At 55.5% G+C, this 23,722-nt stretch carries 21 protein-coding genes and 2 pseudogenes; 9 read left to right on the top strand and 14 right to left on the bottom strand.

Translation table 11 applies throughout. The features are described 5' to 3' along the window. Positions 1-211: 211 nt before the first annotated feature. From ACN2TU_RS15505 to ACN2TU_RS15485, 5 genes are all read right to left on the bottom strand, one after another. The gene (locus ACN2TU_RS15505; RefSeq protein WP_435156597.1) at positions 212-1,243 is read right to left on the bottom strand and encodes an AAA family ATPase; all 1,032 of its coding nucleotides are present in this window, start codon (positions 1,241-1,243) and stop codon (positions 212-214) included. Positions 1,244-1,449: 206 nt separating this feature from the next. Further along, positions 1,450-1,839 carry a DUF7521 family protein gene (locus ACN2TU_RS15500; protein ID WP_435156595.1) on the bottom strand — a complete coding sequence of 130 codons (390 nt, stop codon included), beginning with the start codon at positions 1,837-1,839 and terminating at the stop codon, positions 1,450-1,452. Beyond that, positions 1,832-2,605 carry a DUF7344 domain-containing protein gene (locus ACN2TU_RS15495; protein WP_435156594.1) on the bottom strand — a complete coding sequence of 258 codons (774 nt, stop codon included), beginning with the start codon at positions 2,603-2,605 and terminating at the stop codon, positions 1,832-1,834. The genes ACN2TU_RS15500 and ACN2TU_RS15495 overlap by 8 nt, the downstream gene beginning before the upstream one ends. Before the next feature lie 343 nt (positions 2,606-2,948). Further along, entirely contained in the window at positions 2,949-4,007 is a 1,059-nt protein-coding gene (locus ACN2TU_RS15490; protein ID WP_435156593.1) for a DUF4350 domain-containing protein, read from the bottom strand. Position 4,008: 1 nt separating this feature from the next. Further along, a complete protein-coding gene (locus ACN2TU_RS15485; RefSeq protein WP_435156592.1) occupies positions 4,009-4,284 on the bottom strand; it encodes a DUF8044 family membrane protein in 276 nt (91 codons plus the stop codon). Positions 4,285-4,446: 162 nt separating this feature from the next. Between ACN2TU_RS15485 and ACN2TU_RS15480 the strand changes: the two genes are divergently transcribed. Then, on the top strand, positions 4,447-5,310 hold the full coding sequence (locus ACN2TU_RS15480; protein ID WP_435156591.1) for an alpha/beta fold hydrolase: 864 nt from the start codon (positions 4,447-4,449) through the stop codon (positions 5,308-5,310). Between the two features lie 125 nt (positions 5,311-5,435). Continuing rightward, on the top strand, positions 5,436-5,984 hold the full coding sequence (locus tag ACN2TU_RS15475; protein ID WP_435156590.1) for a metal-dependent hydrolase: 549 nt from the start codon (positions 5,436-5,438) through the stop codon (positions 5,982-5,984). A gap of 662 nt (positions 5,985-6,646) precedes the next feature. Here ACN2TU_RS15475 and ACN2TU_RS15470 read toward each other — a convergent pair. Next, positions 6,647-7,906 carry a Cdc6/Cdc18 family protein gene (locus ACN2TU_RS15470; RefSeq protein ID WP_435156589.1) on the bottom strand — a complete coding sequence of 420 codons (1,260 nt, stop codon included), beginning with the start codon at positions 7,904-7,906 and terminating at the stop codon, positions 6,647-6,649. A gap of 471 nt (positions 7,907-8,377) precedes the next feature. Between ACN2TU_RS15470 and ACN2TU_RS15465 the strand changes: the two genes are divergently transcribed. Together ACN2TU_RS15465 and ACN2TU_RS15460 are read left to right on the top strand one after the other, a co-directional pair. Then, positions 8,378-8,500 (top strand): hypothetical protein, encoded by a 123-nt coding sequence (locus ACN2TU_RS15465; RefSeq protein WP_435156588.1) that lies wholly within the window; start codon positions 8,378-8,380, stop codon positions 8,498-8,500. Positions 8,501-9,032: 532 nt separating this feature from the next. Then, positions 9,033-9,821, top strand: coding sequence for an SDR family NAD(P)-dependent oxidoreductase (locus ACN2TU_RS15460; protein ID WP_435156586.1), 789 nt, complete (start codon positions 9,033-9,035; stop codon positions 9,819-9,821). 572 nt (positions 9,822-10,393) lie between these two features. On the opposite strand, the gene ACN2TU_RS15455 is transcribed toward ACN2TU_RS15460, so the two are convergent. Further along, a complete protein-coding gene (locus ACN2TU_RS15455) occupies positions 10,394-11,440 on the bottom strand; it encodes a serine hydrolase domain-containing protein (protein ID WP_435156585.1) in 1,047 nt (348 codons plus the stop codon). 94 nt (positions 11,441-11,534) lie between these two features. Between ACN2TU_RS15455 and ACN2TU_RS15450 the strand changes: the two genes are divergently transcribed. Further along, the gene (locus tag ACN2TU_RS15450) at positions 11,535-12,221 is read left to right on the top strand and encodes an HAD family hydrolase (RefSeq protein WP_435156583.1); all 687 of its coding nucleotides are present in this window, start codon (positions 11,535-11,537) and stop codon (positions 12,219-12,221) included. Between the two features lie 64 nt (positions 12,222-12,285). Here the strand turns inward: ACN2TU_RS15450 and ACN2TU_RS15445 are convergent, their stop codons facing one another. The 3 genes from ACN2TU_RS15445 to ACN2TU_RS15435 all read right to left on the bottom strand — a co-directional run bounded on the left by ACN2TU_RS15445 (position 12,286) and on the right by ACN2TU_RS15435 (position 14,602). Beyond that, positions 12,286-13,458: an anhydro-N-acetylmuramic acid kinase gene (locus tag ACN2TU_RS15445; protein WP_435156582.1), complete on the bottom strand. Its 1,173-nt coding sequence runs from the start codon at positions 13,456-13,458 to the stop codon at positions 12,286-12,288. 176 nt (positions 13,459-13,634) lie between these two features. Beyond that, the gene (locus ACN2TU_RS15440) at positions 13,635-14,285 is read right to left on the bottom strand and encodes an SDR family oxidoreductase (RefSeq protein ID WP_435156581.1); all 651 of its coding nucleotides are present in this window, start codon (positions 14,283-14,285) and stop codon (positions 13,635-13,637) included. Beyond that, positions 14,282-14,602 carry a hypothetical protein gene (locus ACN2TU_RS15435; RefSeq protein ID WP_435156580.1) on the bottom strand — a complete coding sequence of 107 codons (321 nt, stop codon included), beginning with the start codon at positions 14,600-14,602 and terminating at the stop codon, positions 14,282-14,284. Before ACN2TU_RS15435 ends, ACN2TU_RS15440 begins: the two co-directional genes overlap by 4 nt. A 359-nt stretch (positions 14,603-14,961) precedes the next feature. Here ACN2TU_RS15435 and ACN2TU_RS15430 point away from each other — a divergent pair. Further along, positions 14,962-15,690, top strand: a pseudogene (locus ACN2TU_RS15430) (RNA-guided endonuclease InsQ/TnpB family protein); the annotation flags it as partial. A 378-nt stretch (positions 15,691-16,068) separates the two neighbouring features. Here the strand turns inward: ACN2TU_RS15430 and ACN2TU_RS15425 are convergent. From ACN2TU_RS15425 to ACN2TU_RS15415, 3 genes and pseudogenes are all read right to left on the bottom strand, one after another. Beyond that, the gene (locus ACN2TU_RS15425) at positions 16,069-16,518 is read right to left on the bottom strand and encodes a MarR family winged helix-turn-helix transcriptional regulator (RefSeq protein WP_435156579.1); all 450 of its coding nucleotides are present in this window, start codon (positions 16,516-16,518) and stop codon (positions 16,069-16,071) included. A gap of 1,097 nt (positions 16,519-17,615) precedes the next feature. Then, positions 17,616-18,536, bottom strand: a complete 921-nt coding sequence (locus tag ACN2TU_RS15420; protein WP_435156578.1) for a bifunctional 5,10-methylenetetrahydrofolate dehydrogenase/5,10-methenyltetrahydrofolate cyclohydrolase — start codon at positions 18,534-18,536, stop codon at positions 17,616-17,618. A 355-nt stretch (positions 18,537-18,891) separates the two neighbouring features. Beyond that, positions 18,892-19,375: pseudogene (locus ACN2TU_RS15415) on the bottom strand (serine O-acetyltransferase); the annotation flags it as partial. Positions 19,376-19,694: 319 nt separating this feature from the next. On the opposite strand from ACN2TU_RS15415, the gene ACN2TU_RS15410 reads away from it, so the two are divergent. Next, positions 19,695-19,895 carry a hypothetical protein gene (locus tag ACN2TU_RS15410; RefSeq protein WP_435156577.1) on the top strand — a complete coding sequence of 67 codons (201 nt, stop codon included), beginning with the start codon at positions 19,695-19,697 and terminating at the stop codon, positions 19,893-19,895. A gap of 264 nt (positions 19,896-20,159) precedes the next feature. Here ACN2TU_RS15410 and ACN2TU_RS15405 read toward each other — a convergent pair whose 3' ends face one another. Continuing rightward, on the bottom strand, positions 20,160-21,053 hold the full coding sequence (locus ACN2TU_RS15405; protein WP_435156576.1) for a bifunctional methylenetetrahydrofolate dehydrogenase/methenyltetrahydrofolate cyclohydrolase: 894 nt from the start codon (positions 21,051-21,053) through the stop codon (positions 20,160-20,162). A 340-nt stretch (positions 21,054-21,393) separates the two neighbouring features. Between ACN2TU_RS15405 and ACN2TU_RS15400 the strand changes: the two genes are divergently transcribed. Further along, positions 21,394-22,902: an anthranilate synthase component I family protein gene (locus ACN2TU_RS15400; protein ID WP_435156575.1), complete on the top strand. Its 1,509-nt coding sequence runs from the start codon at positions 21,394-21,396 to the stop codon at positions 22,900-22,902. Next, positions 22,899-23,519: an anthranilate synthase component II gene (locus tag ACN2TU_RS15395; protein WP_435156574.1), complete on the top strand. Its 621-nt coding sequence runs from the start codon at positions 22,899-22,901 to the stop codon at positions 23,517-23,519. Before ACN2TU_RS15400 ends, ACN2TU_RS15395 begins: the two co-directional genes overlap by 4 nt. The last annotated feature ends 203 nt before the right edge of the window (positions 23,520-23,722 follow it).

Here is a 23,722-nt window from a genome sequence, read left to right as displayed (position 1 = left end):
AGGATTAGCTTTGCCGGCGGAGTCGAGGGTGATTTGGGGAAATTAGACGGTTCGCTGGCGACTCAATATCGCGATTGACCGAACGTGTCGGCAACCAAAGTTCGTCTGCGTCCGACGATTGAAAGACGGGGGTTGAGACTGGTGGGACGTGAAATCGTGGCGTGCCGACGATTCGTGAATCGAGGAGATACCGCCGCTTCTGGTGAGCGGACTAATCGGAGTTGCGTGGCGCTGATGGCTCGTCGGACTCGGGGTTCGATGAATCGTCCGACGGGTCGGATCCCTCCGGCTCGGACGACACCTGTCCACTCGGCGGTGTAACGGCGTCGAGAATTTCGTCAATGATTTCGACGGTCGAACGGTCGCTCAACTCGGCATCGGTGTTCAACACAATGCGGTGTCGGAGGATGGATTTTGCCAACGCTTTGCAGTCGTCGGGGATGACATACTCCCGGCCGTGAATCGCCGCTCGCGCCTTCGTCGTGTGCAAGAGCGCGAGCGTCGCGCGTGGCGACCCGCCGTGCGCGAGTTCCGGATGGTCTCGTGTCGCACCGACGAGCGATTGGATGTACTCCTTGACAGGGTCGGCCACGTGAACCGCCGTGACGTGCTCCCGTGCGGCCACGATATCCTCGATACTGAGCACCTGTGAGAGGTCGGATGGGCCGAGTTCGGGGGTCGTATTGAAGCGGTCGATGAGTTGTCGTTCGTCTTCGGCCGTCGGAAGGTCAACCGTAAGCTTGGTCTGGAAACGGTCGCGCTGTGCTTCGGGAAGTTCGTACGTTCCCTCCATCTCGATGGGGTTCTGCGTCGCGATGACCATGAATGGCGAGGGCAGGGAGAGCGTCTGTCCCTCGATGGTGACGGTCGTCTCTTCCATCGCTTCGAGGAGCGCACTCTGGGTTTTCGGCGTGGCACGGTTGATCTCGTCGGCGACGACGAGATTGGCGAAAACCGGCCCGCGTTGCAGTTCGAACTCCCCCGTCCCTTCGCGATACACGTGTGTTCCAGTGATGTCCGCGGGGAGGAGGTCGGGAGTCATCTGGATTCGAGAGACATCGAGGCCGGTGGTGTGGGCGAAAGCGTTCGCAATCGTCGTTTTCGCGACGCCGGGAACGCCCTCCAAGAGGACGTGCCCACGCGTGAGAAGTGAGACGGTGATTCCCTTGATAACGTCGTCGTTGCCGATGAGAAGCGCATTCATTTCATCGGCCAGCGTAGAGTAGAGTTCCTCCGGATCCATCGTTAGCGGGGTTTCTAAGGAGAGTTGATAAATCAACGGGTTCACTGTGGAACCTGACGGCATCGGTATCATGAACGAACCGACTAAATTGTTCTACGATCCTTTTACAAGGAATCGATTGATTATTTTGGTAAACAATAGCCAAAATAGCAGATTCGGAGATGAGTTGTAGCTATATTTTTACTATCCACGTGTACCGGGAACGCTCAACGATTGTACCGCTGTTCATCGAACTCGGAGATGTTCGTTTCGAACGGCGTCGAGTAGCCACCCGTCGGCGACGAGTTAGAATCGTGACGCGTGATGGCATAGAACAGCAATCCAAGGCCTCCCGCCAGCAAGAGCCCTTCCCCGGATTGGAGGAGCAGACGTTCGGTGGTGTTCAAGTGGTAGTTGCTGCGGAGAAAGAGTCGGTATACCGGGGCCACAAGCCCACCGAGGACGATGAATCCGAATCCGATGGTCGAATATCGGTATGACGCACTTCTCGGGTTTTGATAATAGGCGAGGAAACTCAGCGTCATCAGGATACTACTCATGATGAACAACAGCATGTTGGCGAGGATGAACAGCCACAGTTCTGGCGGTCTAGCCATGATACGGAGTTCTCCACGATGTCGGCCAGTCGAACGGCTCGCTCGTACTCGCTTGTCTGTACGAAGTTAGTAGCCCTCCTAAGAAACCATCTACTTTCTTGAGGAGACGGCTATCCGGCCCGTGGAAAATGGCGAGAATCCGTTCAAAAACGGGGTCGCCCGTGTAGGCGACGTGATCCACTTCGGTATCGTATTCAACGATACCAGCGTCGCCGAGTTTTGGGAGATGCGTGTGCAGCAACGAAATCTTAATCTCGTCGAACGTCGATTGCGGCGGTTGCAGGTTTCCGCGCTCCCACTGGATGATTTCCCGTGCGAGGGTCGTTCGCGATACTGGTTCTTGCCTGTCCCTGAGGATAGCGAGAAGGAGCCGACGACGGTTGTTCGCCAACCCAGCAAGTACGGCGTCTACCTCTTCGTTCCCCAGATCGAGTATTCGACGGAATCGCGGATCGGAGAGCGCGACGTGATCCGTCGTGGTTATGAGTTCCTCGTCCGGTTCCCAAGTAATGAAGCCGCAATCTTCTAACACTGGCAAGTGGGTGTGGCGGAGGTCGAGACGGATACGCTGCGTATCGTCGGGCGGGGCGTACACCACCGGGATGTTCCGATCCCTCGTTGTGAGAGTCGTCGCAAGCTCCCGCAAGGACAGCTTCGAGTTCCGGTCAATGAGGATCGCAAGAACCGACCGCCGCCGGCTGTTTTGCAGTGCGGTAAAGATCGGGGACTCAGTCTTCACTTCATCCGGGTGCTCTTGTGTCTCCATCGTACACCCCCTACCCGCTCAACTGGATATGGACTCATGGGCTAAACTATGAGGCGTTTTCCAAACTACAGTGGTCTGTTCGCCGATAGGTTTCCGCCACCAATGCTATGAGAGGGATGAAATCCGATGGAAGCTGGGGAGGGACAGATTTTGGAGATAAATGACGTCAAAATTATAGCACGATTAACTACATACATGATTGAATATGTGATACAGCGAAGGACGAGTGAATACGGACAAGCAAAAATCGTCCCGAAACGGGGAGAAATATACCGTTTCGGGACGATTTCCTCTACGGCCACCCCTACTGACTCGTGCTGCTATCCGAGATCGATCGATATCCCTACTTCCCTCGTTTCTCGTTCAGTGACGAGACGACGCGGTTGATTCGTTCCGGTTCCCAGTCCGGATGGCGTTTTTCCAGATACGACGCCATCGCCTCCCCGGACATCGACGGCGGTTCCGACGGCGAGTGAGAACCGACGGATGCCCGCAGTCGGGTGAGGACATCCGGGCGCTGTGACCAGACGAAGACGAGCGAGATGGCGCCGAGACCAATGAGGAACTGTAAGACGGCGGATTCGCGAAGCACGAGCACCGCGAGTGCGAGCGGCGGCAGTCGGGTCGTGTGCGAGTAATCGAGGAGAACCGTCCTCTTGCCGTCGAATATCCCTCGGACGAATGCCCGATTGCCGGGTCGTTCGAGCATCGTATTGATAACGATACTCGAATCGCCGACGACGACGACACGCCCGTTACCGACCCGCTCGACGGTTGCGACCGCCGACGACCCGATGGACTCGTTCTCGTCCAGTCGCTGATTTCGGTTCGTGTCGAGGTAGGCGTACTCGGACGTAGCGACGAGAACGGTCGCGTTCCCCGGAGTTACGGCAGTTCCGTGATTGAATGTCAGTCCAGAGACGTTCGTCACGAGTGACTGGTTCGAAACGTTGCGGGCGACCGGCATCGCCGGAGACCGATACTGATACCGGGTGTCGCGAAGTGGCCGTCCGTCCAGTCGAGCGTCAATACCGAGTGCGGCAAGCATCGGATCGGTTCGCGATCCGTAGTCGTCGGCGACGAGGAGCGTTCCCCCTCGTTCGACGAACCGCCGGAGTCGGTCGTGCTCCGCCGCCGTGTAGTTGCGTTCTGGAGAGAGAATTACGGCGACGGTTTCGTTCGGCGTCACTCGTGAGTAGGCGCTCGTGTTGTGGCCGATTTCCGGTTCAGCACCGGCCTCTTCCGCGACTGTCCGAAGTTCGCTCGTTCCGTCCCATGCGGCGTTGTACGCGCCGAACGTCGCACTCGATGTCGAGGCGGCGACGAGAACTGCCCCGAGAACGATAGCCGTGAAAACGGCGAAGAGAATGGTCGGGGTCGAATACGAATCGAGCCGTTTCACCTCAGAGCACCCCCGGCGGAAGGATCGCCAGAATCCGGCGAATTACGATGATTCCGAACACGAGCAATCCGAGTCCGATAAGCCATTTCAATCGCCGACGCCACTGCGGCGTGACGTTGAACGGCGCCGTCAGTTCGACGATGACGAGAAAGCCGATGAGCGAAAGGACGAAAAACAGTTCCACTGAGAGCGCATCGAGCACCGTCAGGACGACGAGGGAGATGAGCATCCACGCTGCTTGGCCGTGGATGAACCGTTGACGGCGTTGGGTAGGCATCTAAAAACAACCACTGACGACTGGCTTACCAAAGTATCGGTCTGGTGTTGGATCGCGTACCGATACGCGAAACGAAGGAAGAACCGAACCACTCGATTCCATCGTATTTCCGTCTTATTCCGGAAGATACCTTCAACTCTTTGGGAACCAATATACTACCCCATGCCGACCGTTCAAACGAACGATATCGAGACGTACTACGAACGAAGCGGTGTCGGCCCACCGGTCGTGTTCATCCACGGCGCCATCCTCGACCACAACCAGTGGAAACCGCAAGTAGACAGTCTTAGCGGAGAGTACACCACCATCACATACGACGTTCGAGGGCATGGCCGAACTGGCGGGTCGGCGAGAGAGACGTATTCTATCGACCTATTCGCAGACGACCTCGATGCGCTCATCACGGCGCTCAACCTCGACAATCCCGTTCTCTGTGGCCTCTCCACGGGGGGCTGTATCGCACAGGTGTATGCAGCACATCATTCAGATCGGTTGGCTGGCCTCGTGCTCGCCGATACGTTTTCCCCAGAACTGTTCAATCGGCGCGAATGGCTCCAGCGGTCGGTGCTGTTGAAAGCCACGATTCCACCAACTCGGCTCATCGGTTACCAGCGTGTCGAGAAAGCGATGGTGTGGCTCCAAGAGCGAGTCCAAGGAACAGACGTCAGCGGCGACTACGAAAACATCGAGCGCCTTCGGGCGTCAGGGCCGAAACTGACGACGGACGAGTTCGCTAAGGTTATTCGCGCCGTCGCCGCCTTCGACGAGATGGAACTCAATTTCTCGTCCATCACCGTCCCGACGCTCGTACTGTACGGCGAACACGAACCGGCGTTCATCCGCCGTCACGCCCCGAAATTGGAGGCCGAAATACCGACCGCCTCCGTACGAGACGTTCCGGGTGCCGGGCACGCATCCAACCTCGATAATCCCGAGTTCTTTACGATGGCGGTACGGGAGTTCCTCGCTCAGCACGTCCAGCGCGACGCACCCAGTAGTGTCGACGGAATTGAAGACGGTGATTGACATCCTCCCCGTGTTCAAGGGCGAGGCTTTCTCGCCTACAATTCAGTAAGTACAGCAAGGTTCGTGGCGAATGCGTGATGCCGAAAACGAAGTATCTAACAGAATGGGGGCGAGATACCACATCAATGTGGCCCTGGGGACATCTCGCCGTCGGATATCTGCTGTATTCGCTATCGTGTCGACTGTCCACCCATCGTGCTCCGACGGCACTCGGGACGCTGTTCGTCGCGGTTGGAACCCAGTTTCCCGACCTCATCGATAAGCCGTTCGCGTGGACGTTCGCCATCCTCCCCACCGGTCGGTCGCTGATGCACTCCGTCCTGACGGCAAGCCTGATTCTCGGTGGTGGCTGGCTACTCACACGAAAATATGCGAAGCGGATTCCATGGCAGGCGTTCGCCATCGGCTATGTAAGCCATCTCGCGATGGATTCGGTGAAGTCGCTGTTGAACGGCGAGGTTTCGAAGCTGAGCTTTCTGCTGTGGCCTGTACTCCCATCGCCGTCGTACGAGACCCAACAAAGTTTCCTCGCACACTTCGCGGAACTCGATTTGTCCGCGTTCGTCATCTTTCAGTTCATCCTGACCGGGGTTGCGTTCATCGTCTGGGTAGCCGATGGAGCACCGGGGTTCCGGGCGTTTCGGAAGCGAAAGTGGCTTTCTACAAGCAACTAGCGCCCATTTTTGGTGGGACGAAGCTGTCAAATACAATCTTACGGAATTGTAGGCGAGAAAGCCTCGCCCTTGCGGGCGGGGATGAATCGCCGTCTTTGGTCACTTTCACTGTCCGGTAAAATCTTAGGTTCCCTCCCGTCGTCTCTATGTCTATCCGACGCGGCCTGTCCGCGCCCATACCGGGACAATCGGACAAATTCGGACCTCTCAGCCGAGACTCGAAGTACCCTTTCGGGAGAGGTTGGGTACCGACGCTAAATAACCAAGTACCTCTGAATCCCGTCCGGAATACGGACGAGATAGGAGTAACGGCTACTTGGCATAGCCAGCACCTCGTCGGTGTGTAAACCTTAAACTCCCAACGCAGCCGCCTTTGGTGTGGCTCTGGCGGTGGGAATCCTCACCCTTGAGGGCGGGGAGGATGTCAAATGAATCCCGTTACTAATAAATTTACACTCTTGACAGGGGGTGTCTGCTGTGTGTCCGACGCACATAATCATACAGATACAAATGCCGATTTTACTCGGTACTGGGGGTGGAACATCGTGGATAGTTTCCGGATTTTTGGGAGAAGGATAGTTCCTACAGTTCGTGAAGACTCGTCAGTTTTACTGCAAACTCCAACGAAGCAGATAGTAGAATTCGACGCTCACACTGCTCTTTCACTCTAAATTGTCGAACCGGCTATCTCTGAGGACGGATTTGAGCACGACGCTGGTGTCCTGAACCAACCGGTGTTCGAGATAGCTCCCTTGGCCACGACCGCCGCCCGTCCGGGTCGATTCGACGACGCCGAGAAACGCCTGTTCTTTCAGGAGTTCGTACACGCGATGTTCACTGAGGACATTCGCGTCGAGTTGGTCACAGACCGTTGAATACTGTTTGTAAATTCGACTCGTAGAGAACTCGTTCTCTCGATTCTCCCTGGTGAGCACGGCAAGCGAGTAGAGAATGAACTTCACTTGTGTCGTGGAACCGCGGAGAAGTTCTTCGAAACGATCGACTTCGGCCCACTCTTGGGCGTCCCGAACGTGTCCGTCGGTGATTTCCCCGTCGGCCCGTCGTTCAGCCAGTTCACCGGCGTGGCGAAGGATTTCGATAGCCTTGCGGGCGTCACCATGTTCCTGTGCTGCGAACGCGGCAGTGAGCGGAATCACGTCATCGGTGAGCACGTCGTCTTTGAACGCGTCACGACGATGCTCCATGATTTCGCGGAGTTGGTTCGCATCATATGGCTGAAACACGAACTCCTCCTCGCGAAGGCTGCTTTTGACACGTTCGTTTAAGCTATCTCGATACTCGATTTTGTTGCTGATGGCGACGATACCGAGATGGCACTCGGCTTTTCCGGATTCCCGCGCACGCGAGAGTTGCATGAGGACATCGTCGGTTTCGAGGCGGTCGACTTCGTCGAGGATGACGAGCACCGAATCGTAGCTCACGTCGAGAATTTCCCAGAGGTAATCGTAGTATTCTCCGCTTCCGATACCGGTTCGTGGAATCGAAAGCCCGGTCGACTCTTCGTCGTTCAACGTTCGTGTGATGCTTCGGGCGACACGGGTGTGGGTATCGTGCTGGGCGCAATCGACGTACACGGTGCCGACCGTGACGCCTTGTGCGTCGGCGGCTTGCCGCGCTCGCTCGGTAACGTGACGAGTGACGAGTGATTTGCCCGTTCCCGTTTTCCCGTAAATCATGACGTTGTTCGGCGGCTCGGAACGAACGATCGGTCGGAGTTCGGCGGCGACGGATTCGATTTCCGTATCTCGGCCGACGATACGCGCGCTCTCTGGAACGTGTCCTACCTTGAGGAGTTCCTTCCGTTCGAAAATTTGCGTAGAAGAGTCCTCGTTCTCGACACTAAATAGCGGATCTTCGGAAGGATCCTCGAAATCAGTTATCCGAGTCGGTTCATCTGACATACAACACTCAGTGTTCGCCGCATATAAATAATTACTCCCGGCAGGCCAAGAGTGTAACTCCTCGAAATATCGCATACAGGAGGTCTGAATGACGGGTGCGACGATAACACCAGCGTAACCATGGACAGAGTGTAAGTCGCTACGGACGTCGTATCCCGTTTTGCTCTAGTCATCTTATTTTGTGTCACTTTATCATCTTATCATCTCCAGGGACACACCCCTCGTCCAGAGTGTATAGCGACATGAACGTCGTTGTCTTGGAGAGTTTCGTCGGGGACACCCCTCGTCACGAGTGTAACTCATAGTAGCCTCGTAACGCTTGCTAAAAGAATTTTGGCGGGCACACACCCCTCGTCCAGAGTGAAACAAGGAAAGGGAATTGCTTGTGTGTCGATATCGGTGGGCCGGAAGAATCAGAGGACGCAGTGTGGTGATAGATGAAGCAGGCAATGGAGTGATGGATTCAGTAGAATGACGGATGCAGTGATGAAATCAGACGTGAAAACCGAGGTCAAGATCGAAGCAGTGAAAAATCAAAAACGCGAGAAACGCCACCGTTCGAAATGGGACGAGTCGTTTGTCGAGTTCGACTGAAGATTTGGCGTTGTTTATACAGTGTTGATTATAGCTGTATAGAGTTCAAACACCGCGAAGTTAACAGAGTTACTGCATGCTAAGTGACTGCACCCATACATTTAAATAACTCCATCTCGAATAGTCCATTAAATATAATCCGTCAAAGAATATGACGGATTCACAAATCCGTCATTATTTCCTAACGAAGCGAGGGAAGCCGTTATTCGACCGTTTCCTGGCTCAACTCCCGTTTAAGGTCGCGATAGACATTCACTCCGCGATACCTCTATTCCGACCTCCCTTTCGACTCAACCCCAACCCACCTTTCTCCCAATACACTCTGGACGAGGGGTGTGTCTCCCCACACAACTTCAATCTCCATACCGCGCAACGGATACTGTTTCCGACCGAATAATTTCCACATCTCGCATTCGTTTCACTCTTGATGGGGGGTGTCCCACGCGAGAATTCCTCTTTTGCTGGGCTCCGCCAATTCCGATGGAATACTTGTCACTAGGATAATATTCACGAACGTCGTTTTCTCTGTACAATGGGAACATCCGAGGATCGGCAAGTCGTCGTCATCACCGGCGCGAACGAGGGAATCGGCTATCACATGCTAACCGCGCTACTCACAAACGGCTACCGAGTCGTCGGTTTCGATATCAACGGAGCACACATCCGGTCACTTCAGGAAACGCACCCTGAGCGGGTACAGTTCCATCGATGTGACGTGGCAGTCGATGAGGATATCCGAACGGCAATCGACGACGTTCTCGACCGATGGGGCCAGATAGATATCCTCGTCAATAATGCCGCGATATTCAATTTCGCTCCCTTCGAGGAGCAGACCCTTGCCGATACAAGGCGGGAGTTCGAGGTAAATTACTTCGGCTACGCTCGGACGATTCGAACCGTCTTACCGCATATGAAGGCTCGGAACAAGGGTATTATTCACAACGTGAGTTCCGGCGTTGGACTCGTCGGCCATCCGGGACTCACCGGATATGCCGCCACCAAGGGCGCGGTCGAGGCACTCACCCGCTCGCTACGGCTGGAACTGCAACACGAGAACGTTTCGTGCACGATAATGCATCCCGCGCTATCGAACACCCGGTCGGCTGCCAAACTTGGATATCCCGAGTCCGTACTCAGCGATCCCGCGGACGTTGGCCGTAAACTGGCCGAAAAAATCGAATCGACCGATCCTGTCATCACTGCTGATTGGAAGACAAAGATGGGATTGTATATCGCCCAACGGTTTCCATACATCGTCAGGAAAGGTACCGCCCGGTTCGTGGAGGCAAAGAGGACGACTTCCGGACGATCCAACAGGTGATAACCCCGTCACCCAATCTGCCCCGCTCCACCTATCGTTTCGTTTTTCTTCCCCTGATGATCACGGTCGCTGATACACTCACGATGCTTGTTGAGCGCCCCAACGACTGTTGGCCGTTACAATCCGTTTTTACGTGCTATTCTTCTTCGGTACATTGGTTGGTGGTTCTGCTCGAAATTTTCGACTAGTATATTCATTCAGTATTTTTCACTGTTTTTGCCCAGTATTCTTTCCCAGCATTCTTGCCCAGTATCCTTAACCAGTATCTCTGCCCGGTATTCTCTCTCAACATTTCTGCTCAGTATTCTTTCCCAGTATTTTCGACAATGCCAACTCGTCAGTAATACTGATTAGAAACACTGCTCAATAACACTGCCCAAAAACACTGCGCAGAATTGCTGTCTAAACCCGCTGTCCAATACTTTTTGAAAGTACTACTGGCAGACATGGCTCGCAGGCGTCGCTTGGTGTAATTCTGAGTTGCAGGGGGAGTCGACCCATCGGTTTCGCTTTCCGACCAATAGTGCGACCGCTGCTGCTTTCGTCTCGATTTTTGCGAGTTCTGCGCCACCTCACTTGAAGCGTTCGGCGGCGACCATCGCGTGAAACCGCTCGCGGAACCGGATGAGACCGGTGTCTTTTCCGTCGTAAACCTGGTTCGTGAGCAACACCGCGAACCGGTCTCGGTCGTGGTCAAGCCACAGCGAGGTGCCGGTGTAACCTGTGTGACCCAGTCCGGTACGCGACCAGTTCGGCGCGGGATAGGTCTCATCGGCGAGTCGCCATCCGAGGCTGTGACGACTCTCCAGTTCCGGAAGCCAATCGTCTCGTAAACGATTGGTCGTCGCTTGCGAGAGGAGCGTCCCGTCGGCGGCGAGGTACGCCTGCGCGAACGCCGCGAGGTCATCGATTGTCGTAAAGAGGCCGGCGTTTCCGCTTTCACCATCCATTGCCCATCCCAACGGGTCATGTACCTCGCCCCGGAGGATTCGGTCGCGGTACTGGTGGTCGTAGGTCGCGGCCAGGTTCGACCCGTCCGGATGCGGCCCGAGACAGGAGTTGGCCATTCCGACGGGGCCGAAAACGTGTCGCTTCGCAAGCTCCGCGAGCGAACACCCTGTTGCCTGTCGAAGCGCCTCCGCCAGGTAGACGAAGTTGAGACAGCTGTATTCGTTTCGGCTTCCGGGTTCGGTTTCGAGTATCGACCGGCTCCGGAGTCCGTCCAACACGTCCGTCGGCGACTGCCACGATTCGGAAAACGAATAGGGCTGAAAACCGGAACTATGGGTCAGCAGTTCGAGCAGTCGAATCCCGCCGCGTCGGTGCCCATCGAGTGTCGGAAGGTGTCGCCGAAGGTCGTCCGAGAGCGTGACGATTCCGGATTCGACGAGCGAGAGCGCAGTTGTCGCCGTCACGACCGGTTTCGTCAGCGAAGCGACGTCGAACACGGTTTCGCGGGTCATCCCCTCGCCACGTTCGGGGTCGCGCTCGCCGACGACTGCAACGCGGTCGAGGCCCGATTTGGTGCCGATAGCCGCCACGGCTCCGGGATACACACCTTCGTTCCGCCCGCGTTCGAGCACTGCTTCGAGCGGATTTTCTCCTGTCGAATGTGTCATTCTGCTGGACGAGGGTTGCAAATCGCCTTAACTGCTCTGTCCGGTCGAGGTCGCGGAAAATCTATTTGTGGTCTCCGTCGGAACTGACAATCGAATGAGCTACGATTCCTTATTGTTCGACGTCGATGGCGTTCTTCTCGGATTCCATCCGAACCATCCGACCATCTACCGGCAAGCCGTCGTAGCGACGTTCGACGCGTTCGACGTGTCGCCCTCAACCGCCGACGTGGACGCCTTCATCGCCGGAGCAAAGATCGACGACATGCGACACGTGTGCGACAGACTCGGGGTCGATTTCGACGAATTCTGGCCGAAACGTGAAGCGAACGCCTCCAGGCTCCAGTGCGGAATGATGAATCGCGGCGAACGGGTACCCTACGACGATTGTGCGGTGCTTTCCGATCTCGCCGCACATCACCGGGTGGGCGTTGTCAGCAGCAATCAGCACGAAACCGTCGAGTACATGCTCGAACAGTTCGAGTTCGCCCATCTCTTCGAAACGGTGTACGGCCGCGATCCGACGGTCGAAGGGTTCGGACGAACGAAACCGGACACGTACTACATCGAGCAAGCACTGGCTGACCTCGGCGTAACGGGCGGCTTGTACGTCGGCGATAGTGCGTGCGACGTTCGTGCGGCCCACGACGCAGGCCTCGATTCGGTGTTCGTTCGACGGTCACACCGCGAGGGATACGACCTTCCGGAGGAACCGACCTACGAGGTGACATCGCTCACTGACCTTCCCAACATTCCGGGCGTCGCCTCGGAGTTTTCCGCGTAGTCCGTGCAAAGCAACGTCGCCAGTGCGATGTACCGGGTTCAGTTCGTCGTGGTACAGCGGTCGTTCAGCTCGGCGGACAGCGTTTTCCCATGACGACAGGACGGGTCGCACCGGTCGCGCTGGGGACGTTGTTCGGGACGCCGTCTAGCGCTGCCGCGGCGAGCAAGGCAAACGCGACGGCTTCCTTCGCGTCCGCACCGATGCCGTACTCGTCGATGGTTTTGACCGGGGCATTCAGTTCCGCGTCGAGCATCCCAACGAGAGTCGGATTGAACGCACCGCCGCCGGAGACCACGACTTCGTCCGGTGTTTGCGGCAGAAATCTATGATACGCCTCCGCGATGGAACGGGCCGTCAGCGCAGTTGCCGTTGCGACGATATCCTCGTCCGGAAGGTCTCGTTCGCGGCAGGTAGCGATGAACTCCCGTGCGTACGTGCGACCGAACTGCTCTCTGCCGGTGGATTTCGGCGGTTCGGCACGGAAGTAATCCTCGTCCAGTGCATCGCTGAGAATCGCGTCGCTGACCGTTCCGATGCGGGCGATTTCACCGTCTCTGTCGTACGTTTGATCGCCGTTAGTCAATTGTTCGACGACTCCGTCAATTACCATGTTTCCGGGTCCCGTATCAAAGGCCGTGACGTTTTCCGGGTTCGACCCGGGAGGCAACGCGGTGCAGTTTGCGATACCACCGATGTTCTGCGCGACGCGGAACGACTCGTCGTCGGCGAACAGGACGAGGTCGGCGAACGGGACGAGAGGTGCGCCGTGCCCACCAACCGCGATGTCGGCGGTTCGGAAATCGGCAATCGTCGTGACGCCGGTTCGTTCGGCAATGAGGCTTCCGTCCCCGATTTGGAGCGTCGAACGGAGTCGGTCGTCGCCCACGGGCATCGATTTCGGGTTCGGTTCGTGTCGAACCGTCTGGCCGTGTGACCCGATTGCATCTACGTCCTCGAGGTCGAGGTTCGCGGCCGCAGCGGCCGCTGCGGCCGCATCCGCAAAGACCGTTCCGAGGGCGACATTCAGCGAGCACACCTCGGCGACGGTTCCTTCGTCGGTGCACGCAGTTTCGATTCGATTGCGGAGTGCCGAGTCGTACGAACATGTGACGAACGACTCGACGGATACATCGTAGTCCCGTCCGGTATTCCCGTCGCCTCGAATCCGACAGCAGGCCGCATCGACGCCGTCGAGCGACGTTCCGGACATGAGGCCGATGACGATGCGTTCGCTCACGGCGTCACCCCGTCCACAGTTCTTTCCTCACGGAGTCGTCGGCGAACCTCGGCGGTCATCCCTCCGCTGTTTCTCACAGCGCACCTTAAAATTCCGCTCCAAAAGCTGCCGGTTTATTCTCTTTCGCGGTTGCGCGTCGGTGGGTCGTCGATATCGTACATCATTGTCTCCAACTGCTAGTCGAGACCGGCGGTGAGGCCGCCATCGACGACGAGTTCGGTGCCGGTGACGAACGACGCGTCCGCGGAGGTGAGATAGAACGTGGCGGCGGCAACGTCCTCGGGGCGTCCGAATCGACCGACGGGATACTGGTTCAGCCACACCTCCCGAACCGATCCATCGGTGGTTAAGTTCTCGCTCGACGCGTCGGTGATGATGCTTCCCGGACAGATGGCGTTCGAACGCGATTCCGGAGCGACGCGTACGTTCCGTAGGTGTCGATTCGAACCGGTTGTTCCAAATACTGGAGCAAAATCCCCTCCTCTTCGAGTCGGGTGGCGACGCGGACGGCGTCCTCGAACGTCCATCTCTGATTGAGGTCGAGTCGAAACTCCAGTTTGCCGTACTCCGTCGTGCATGGCACGAATCCGTTCGACATCTTCGTGCCAATTCGCCCCAGCTTTCGTCTTCAACGTCGAGAATCCGTATTCGACCGCCCGTTTGGCGTAGACGCGCGATTCCTCTGGACCGAGGATGCCGAGACAGGTCGCACGGCACCACCTCGCGGGTCTTGCCACCGAGCAGCTAATGGCGGGAACGCCGACTTTCTTGCCAAATGCGTCCCAGAGTGCGGTTTCGACGGCACCGAGAAACGGCCGAACTTTCACGTACGGGAATTAGGACGACTCCACGAAGTCGCGAATTTGACCAACCTCACGGCCGACGAGATCGGGCGCGCGATTACGTCGTCCACGACTGCTTTCGTCACCGCGGCGGATTTCATCCCGACGAGCATCTCGCCCCACCCAGTCACGTCCTCGTCCGTCTTGACTTTGACGAGCATTCGCGTCACTGTTTCGACGCTATCGTGATTGCTCACGTAGGGTGCGAGCCCCAGTTCCGATTCGAGCGGTTTGACGGCCATCTCTACCGGAATGGCCGACACGTCCGTAATCGACAATACGTGACCCTCGAATCCGATCACCAAATAACTCCGTACGGCGGCGATTTCACTTTACTAGGTTTCATCTTCGAGGACGATTCCATGATCCCCGTGTCCCGACCGTGCTCCGGAGAGCGGTGATTACCCCCACGACCACTGTTTATAAATTGTATGATGATATACTGAACTACGTTACCTGAAGTCAGGCAGGTCACGGATAATCGGTTGACTCGCCCAAACTGCCGACCTTGAGAATTCTGCCTGAATGAACCCTAATAAATATAGTCATCGGAGTGTCATCTTCGCGATATGGACGCCCTGAATCGCCTCCATATGATAGGTAAATCCCCTCAAATTGGGTAACGTAGTCTCTCTGCAATCTTGGGAGTTGTAACACTGCTAATGAATGGCGGCTTCAATTCATCTGTCGAACAATGATAGACCCCGAACCACCGGGTGACGAAACAGCCGGAATCGATCTCGGCATCTGTAATTTCGTCGCCCTTTCGTTCGGCGGCGAGTCGATTCTGTTTCCCGGCAACTTCCTGAAGGAATACGAATACTACTTCGGGAAAGAGAAAGCCAAGTGTGACGATTCCCGTTCTCGGAAGCGAATGCGGATTAACCGCAAACGAACCGACCGACGGTCGCACTTCCTTCATACACTCACGAAACACATCGTTGCCGAATGTTTTGAAAGACGTGTCGGAACAATCGTTGTGGGTGACCTCGGAGGAATCCGGGACGACGAAGACGGTGACGCACAAAATTGGGGTAAACACGGCAATCTCGACTTGCACGGATGGGCGTTCGACCGTTTCACCACCCTCCTTGACTACAAGGCTGAAGCCGAAGGTATCGAGGTTGAGTTGGTGTCAGAACGCAATACGTCGAAGTCGTGTTCGGTTTGCAGTACGACAGATGTCGATCAGCGTGTTGAACGCGGGTTGTACGTTTGTGAAGTCTGCGATATAGCGGTGAATGTCGATATGAACGGTGCTGAGAACATTCGACAAAAAGTAACTCCGAGTCTCGTCTGTGATGGCGGAGATAGGAGTACCGGCTGGTTAGCACAGCCAGCGGTTCACTTGTTCGACCGCAGTGCGGGCGTTTTCACCCCACGAGAATAGGTTAGTCACCGCGAACCCTAATATCCCAACCGCGATCGGGATTCCCGTGTCTTCAGGCACGGGAGGATGTCAGGGGGAGCCATCGTCGGTCTTCTGGTTCCCCAAGCGGTACGAAGTTGGAAGCTGTGTTTCGTTATCTTTAGCTGGCTAAAATTTACTCGGCTAACTATTTTCCCAGGATCGAGGCCATCCCTTTTCTCTAGCAGTGTCTGCTATTCTCGTTCCCCCTCTCCAGCAGGTGAGAAAAGCTGTCTCTGTATAGAGAATACGGTCAATTGATCTATTACTCCTTTTGATGCTGTTCTCTATCGACCCCACAACGCTATTATCGGAGTATGAAAAAACCAATCAGTAATAATTATCCGAGAAATATTTTCGTCAATTAATGTTCTCGTATGGCATGTCGATATTCTCTTGGATTTGTATCAGCATTCGCCGTAACAGCAGCCGTTCTTCAGTCGTGAAGCCATCCAGCATCGCATCCTCTGCGCGATTCCAGCACGCTTCAATCGGGTCAATCATATCTTCACCCTCTTGCGTCAGAAAAACTTGTTGAACACGCGCATCGTTCGGATCTTGGCGGCGCTCGATAAGGTTGGCGTCTTCGAGCTTCCGTACAGCTTTGGTGATTGATGGAGGTTTTACAGATAGGGCTTCAGCTAAATAGGACTGGGAACAACCATTGGTTTCTGCCAGTTGAGCAAGAACGAGTTCTTGTCCTCCTTGTAGGCCCAATTTGTCGAGCGCTGCGATGAGATAATTCTGTTGACGTTTCGAGGCATTCGCTAGCTGGTACCCGACCGAGTTCCAAATCGTTGAGCTATCCATGTGGTGTGACAATAACAGTTAGCCGGGTAATAAGATTGGCGCTGTCCGGGCACTTATCCTAATCGTTTTTCGGAAGTCGTTGAGGAATGCTTCATTCCCAATCCGGGAGGAACGAAGGTTGTGAAACGGTACGCTTGCGTGTGCGACGACTGAAAAGTTCACCATTGCTTAGATCACTTCCCGCTGCTTGTTGGTTTCACTAAGTAGTTGGTGTAGTCACGTCATTAGACAAAGCAAATTACTTAGTAACGGATTTTCAACGGCAGTTCACGTGTGTAGTCTCCTGGGAAGGCGCAAGCGTTGATCGCTCAGTACGACCAACATATGGAGATTGAAGGGCAGTACGTGACGATCAAGCAGCACTTCCTCTCGAAAACGAGATCGATGGATTTCCTCATCGATCTCGTGATATATAACGTCTGGCCCTTGGCGAACTGGCGACTGATATGATAATAAAATAATATTTGGGCTTGCCATAGCTGAGATGATAATTTATAATGAAGCACATCATTTGGAAACTTTGCAATCAAAACGGATGTAAGGTGGGGAGCAACTGAATAACATTACATCTCTATGTGTGTAATGGATGGCGATCCATCACTGTAGTATATTTCATATTCTCTAGCTATTATGGAGCATCTACATCGTTTCTACCATAGAATTTTAGAACACAACGTAAAAGCTGGCCAATGAATTGAGTTCTGGCTTTCACTATTCCAGGGAAACTGATGTGCATCTCAAACACCAATGTCTCGCTTATCGCCTAACCGACGGAACCAGACATCAGCCGAATACGTAACGACGAGCAATTCGATTAACGTCTCATCACTGATTTTGGGTGGACAGCTATAATGAATGTCTGAAATCTATTTGGAATACTGGCTGGCTGAACATATGTCAACCGAAGTGGTTATCGGAACGAAAGTGAGTGCAGTAGTCTACACGACCACTAGCATCCCGAGGAGGGCTCCGTTGTGCGATATGGGACATGAGCTACGAGCCCAGGCAGTCACGGAACCCAATCACCGGATGTTGCTGGAACAACTTAATGATATGTGAGAAAATAGCATTGCCTTTAAATTACCTCTGAAACACCTTCACTGACTCCAAGCCCAATCACACCGCTCACTGTCACTTTCTAAGAGCGCCGCCTTGAGGCCTGCCTGTCTCGCCGTAACGTCAACGATGTTGCGCAGAATTAGTGTGAGTGTAAGCGGGCCCACGCCGCCTGGGACAGGCGTAATAGCGCTTGCCTTTACTTTCGCGCTTTCGAAGTCGACGTCGCCGACGAGTTCATATCCCTTCTCCGTGTCGAGATCAATTCGATTAACGCTAATGTCAATTATCGAGACTCCATCCGAGATCATCGCCCCGTCAACCAGTCGCGGTACACCAGCAGCTGTCACGAGGATGTCGGCTCTTTGGGTTTTAGCTGCTAAGTCCGTCGTCGCTGTATGACATATTGTGACTGTCGCATCCCCGCCTGGGCCGTGGGCGAGAAACAGATTTGCCAGCGGCTTGCAGATAGCGGTGTTCCGGCCGATTACGACCACGTCTTTTCCCCTGGTCTCGATATCGTAGCCCGCAAGAAGCTGCAAGACGGCAGCAGGTGTGACAGGCGTCACCCACGGGTCACCGACGACGAGGCGTCCAAGATTCTCAGGGGCGAAACAATCAATATCCTTCGTCGGAGGCACACGGTTCCTGACCGCACTAGCCTCGATGTGGTCGGGGAGTGGTACCTGTACGAACAGCGACGTCACGTCGTCGTCGGCACCCAGCCGTTCGACCGTACGATAGAGTTCCTCTGCCGACTCGTTTGGCGGAATATCGACCCGCTTGGTCGGAATCCCGGCTTTCTCGCAGAGTTCGTGCTTTCGGTTCATGAACGCCTTGTCCGCATCGTCATCGCTCATTAGGACAGTCCCTAGCGTCGGTGTGATGCCATGGTCTCGGAGCGTAGCGAGATCCTCACGGACTCCTGTGCGCAGATCCTCCGCGAGTGGTTGTCCCCTCATTAGTGTTGTGGCTGTCATGAGTCTCAGATACATTCTTGGAAAGGAGTAGAAAAATATCCTTCGCAGAAAGGAGACCTATCCGATGAAGATCGGCAAGTGAACTACCCCGCCCTACTCGGCCGTATGGCCTCGCTGCGGACGGGGCTTCCTGCTTCGAGGACGCGCTTTGCAGACACAACCGTGTCCGTCGGGAGCGCAGTCTCCGCAGGCGTTGACGAGACGCTTCGCGTCTCGTCCGCGCACAAGAGCAAAGCTCTTGTGAACGCTGTATCCCTCCCTACTCGCTCGCGGTGCTCGCTCCTTGAGGAAGGGGCCTTAGCGCCTGCATTCAGGCAAATCGCGTTATCAACCAGAATTAATCGGTGTTCTTTCGCTCTTGGGTCGGGTGATCGCTGATATACACTTTCGTGCTGTCCGGGACGTCTTCGGTAACCCACGAGTTGGCACCGATGCTAACGTGGTTCCCGACAGTAATAGCTCCGAGTACCTTTGTGCCAGCACCGATAACGACGTGGTTACCAATGGCCGGATGCCGTTTGTAGCCCTTCTTCAGTCTGTGTTCCTCACTTTCGTCCTCTTCGAAGTGTAGTGCTCCGAGGGTCACGTCTTGGTAGATACGAACCCACTTTCCGACGGTAGCTGTCTCGCCAATGACAACGCCGGTTCCGTGGTCGATGAAGAAATATTCGCCGATTGTGGCGCCCGGATGTATGTCGATACCAGATACTGTCTTCGCATATTCGGTCAGCTCGCGGGCGTACTCGGCCTCCTCCGCTGCGTAGAGCGACTCGCTGAACCAGTATCGCGAGGAAACCCGGGTACGAGCGGATTATCTCCATATCCTCGTTCCAGCACGTCGGGAAGAACAGCTGCTTCAAGATGTTGACCTCATCACATCTGTACTCACACCGCGGGAACCCGATGGGAGTCTGTGTCGGGAATGGCTTCGTGTCATCCTCGTATGAGGCGAATAGTCGCCGGTGTGCGTCGCCAGTATAACTGTATTGCATAGTGACGGTCTCTATTGGCTCCCATAGTTGTAAATGCTAACTATAGGGTAGCGATGAGGTATTTCTAGCCTGGTTCACACAATCGTCGGAGGCCGTCTCCTGTTTAGCCGGGGATACATATTTCACGATGAATTGCGATACTAAATCTATGACGGGTGAATGCTACTACTGTCGTGGAATAGTGCTAGCAAACGAGGACGACGATATCCTGTTGGACGATCACGCAGATCACCAAGTGTATATGCATAAGCAGTGTGGGGAGAGTTACAACGTCATCAAGGAACAGACGGGGTCGACAGCCACAGTCGAGATAATTTGTCCGGAATGTGGTGCCGTCGAAACACGCTGACAACACAGTCCGTCAGTGGTATTCCAGATTGTCATGCTGGAGGAGTACATCTGCCTTGGAGAAGTGGCCATGGAGTGTCACATTGTCGTTGGTACCGCGAACCATATTTATCGCGGCTACGGCGCGTCATAATGACTACAAGGCGGAAAATGTTGAACGTGAATGGCGAGTATTCGCCTACCCTGATAACGGGTTAGAACGGGAGTCCACGCTGAATGCCACGCCCTGAAGGGCGTGGTAACTTACTGAAGTGTGGCTTTGTTTCTATGGGAGATCGACGGGCACACCCGACTGTAGACTCGCCGCTTTGATGGTATTGTACATGAGCATCGCGATGGTGAGCGGTCCTACGCCACCGGGGACGGGCGTGATGGCACTCGCCTTCTTCTTGGCGCTCTCGAAATCGACGTCGCCGACAAGTTCGTATCCTTTCTCCGTGTCGGCGTCGACGCGAGTGATACCGACGTCGATTACGGTTACGTCTTCCGAGAGCATCTCGCCGTCTATCATCTCGGGGACTCCGGCGGCGGCGACGACGATGTCGGCATTGCGAGTCTTTGCGGCGAGATCGTCCGTCCGGGAATGACAAACTGTCGTCGTCGCATTGCCACCCTCGTCTCGCTGGATGAATAAGTTCGCCATCGGTTTGCCAACAATGTCAGACCGGCCGACGATGACAGCATCCTTCCCCTCAATATCGATATCACAGGCCGCCAGTATCATCTGAATACCGTGGGGGGTACAGGGTTTATAACGGGCATTTCCTGCAACTAGTCGTCCGACGTTTTCTGGATGAAAGCCGTCGACATCCTTCATCGGGTCAATGCGCTCCAGAACCGTTCGCTTATCGACGTGGTCGGGAACGGGCATCTGGACGAGAATGCCGTGGACTGTTGGATCCTCGTTCAATTGGTCGATTCGGTCAAACAGAACTTCCGCTGGCTCGTCTGGATCAATCTCGTGGTGGATTCCCTTGATACCGATTTCCTTGCAGGCTTGCTGTTTCATCGAGACGTACGTCTCGCTCCCTCCGTCGCCACTCATTAGCACTGTCGCTAGACCTGGCGTCACACCCCTGTCGTCCAATTGGTGTGTACATTCTCTCACGTCGGTTCTGATTTGATCTGCGATCTCATCACCATCGATTATCGTAGTCATTGTTGGTGTGGTTGCTGTCGTGAGTGGTGCTGTCCGGGCTCGTCCTCGGCATCGTTCGAGTGAGGCCCGGATACCGATGCGCTGTTCGCGGGCATACTTCTGCCCAGTACACTATCGGTTCCAATCTCGGACTTGGATGATATAGTTAAGCACGAGGAATAGTTAACCCCTTGAAGTGAAGACAAATGTTCATCCTGAAATCGTTGTCTATTCGCGGTTAAATCAACACGATGGCCTCCATATCGAGGACCCGCACAAGGTTTTTGTCGGAACTATTGCAAGGTATAGATAACAGCGTCGAGGACTGCACATCGGCTCTGATAAAGGTAATCATATTCAAATGAATGGAATCAATGTCGTTACGAAAGAAGAATCGTTCGTGGAGGCCGCAGCATCGGCATCATCTGAGGCTCGGGTACCGGTCGAAGTGTGCATCACCGTTTCGGATCCGTTCGAGGCATATCGCCGCGTCCGCGAGCCCGATACCGACGGATTCTATCTCGAAACCACCGGTGGGCAGTCGGGGTGGGGCTACTTTGGCGTCGCGCCCGTCGAGCGCCTGCAAGTGAACGCGAACGCAATTCCTCTCGACGATACTAGTTCCAGCATCCAAGCAATCGACTCGTTGCTCGACCGCGAACAGCTCGTTCGCGGGAATTGCGATGTTCCATACCCCTGTGGTGCGTTCGGGTGGTTGTCCTACGATATCGCGCGGGAACTGGAGGAGTTGCCGGCGACGACGGTTTGCGATGGACTCCCGCGACTCCAGCTCGGGGTGTTCGACTGCGTTGCTGCCTGGGAGGATTCACCCGACGGCGATGTCCAGGTACACGTGACTGCGTGTCCCAACATCGAAGAGTCACCAGTGGCGGCCTACAAAGAAGGCCGGGAGAAGGCGACGGCACTCGCTGAGGCAGCGTTGCATGGGGAGAATCACGTTCAGCCCCACCCGACCACGAACCGGAAGGCGACATTCGAGAGTGAATGTGGTGAGGCGGCATTTGTCGATCGTATTCGGACGATCAAACGGTACATCCGGGACGGCGACACGTTCCAGACGAATGTCTCGCATAGACTGGTGGCACGTGCGGCGATCAATCCGGTCGAAACATTCGATGCGGTACGACGAGTGAATCCCGCGCCGTATTCCGGTCTGCTGGAGTTCCCGGATATCGACCTCGTCAGTGCGAGTCCGGAACTGCTGCTGGACGTCGAGGGGGATCGACTGCTTACCGAACCCATCGCCGGGACGCGACCGCGTGGGGACACGCCCGACGAGGATGCGGAGCTGGAACGTGATCTCAGCACCGACGAGAAAGAACGCGCCGAACACGCGATGCTCGTTGACTTAGAACGCAACGACCTCGGGAAAGTAAGCGAGAGCGGGAGCGTCGATGTCACGGAGTACCGCCGCGTTGACCGCTACTCTGAAGTGATGCACCTCGTCTCGCTCGTCGAAGGGAGGATGCGTGACGACGCGAGCATAGCCGACGCCGTCGCGGCCGTATTCCCGGGGGGCACTATCACAGGTGCTCCAAAACCCCGGACCATGGAAATAATCGACGAGGTGGAAACGACTCGTCGTGGGCCCTACACCGGAAGTATCGGCGTCTTCGGATTCGACGACAGGGCAACGCTGAACATCACCATCCGAACTCTGGTTCACCACGACGGCGAGTACCGACTGCGCGTCGGAGGCGGCGTGGTTTACGACTCGATTCCGGAGAAAGAGTACCAGGAGACACTGGACAAGGCCCGGGCGCTCCTAACGGCAGTCGACGAGGCGTTGGGGGAAGACGGGTCATTCGCTGTCGGGAATACCGCCGACCCGATGGAGGGAACCCGATGATACTCATCGTCGATAACTACGACTCGTTCACCTACAATCTCGTCCAGTACGTTGCCGAGGCGAGTGCCTCGGCAGGCTCTTTGGCGTCGCCGCGGAACGTCGGTAAGTTCGACGATGTCACGGTGCGGCGCAACGACGAAATCGACGTGGCAGGCATTCGTGAATTGGATCCGGATGGCATCGTCGTCTCCCCCGGCCCAGGGACGCCGGACGAAGCTGGTGTCTCGATCGACGTCTTCGCCGAGACTGAGTACCCCGCCCTCGGCGTCTGTCTGGGTCATCAAGCGCTCTGTGCGGCACACGGCGCGCAAGTTACACACGCTCCAGAAGTTATTCACGGGAAGCAATCCGAGGTTCGTCACGACGGAATCGGACTGTACGATGGCGTCGACGATCCCTTCAAAGTCGGTCGATACCACTCGCTGGCCATCCACGACGGAGAGCTGCCGTCCGAACTGACAAAGACGGCCTACACCAACGATGAGCAAGACGTCGTGATGGGTGTTAGACACGTCGAACGCCCCCATGTCGGCGTACAGTTCCATCCCGAAAGTATCCTGACCGACGCCGGGAAGCACATCGTGGAAAATTTCTGTACGTCGATCGCAAACGTCTGAGTCGCTAGACGAACCGCTTTCCACACGCTTCTCTTTCCGGCGGTCGTTTCGACCATCGGCGAACGAGGTTGCATCGATTCTGAACGAAAACAGTGCCATCGGCGTCGCTCCGGACTTGATTATCGTCATCGATCGACTGTCGAGAACAACCGCCGGAGGAAAAGGGAATCAGCGTTCTTCCACAACTAGTAAAATATTTGTTG

Source organism: Haladaptatus marinus (genome assembly GCF_051194195.1).
The sequence above is the reverse complement of the archived record's forward strand: the minus strand, read 5'-3'. Positions and strand labels throughout refer to the sequence as shown.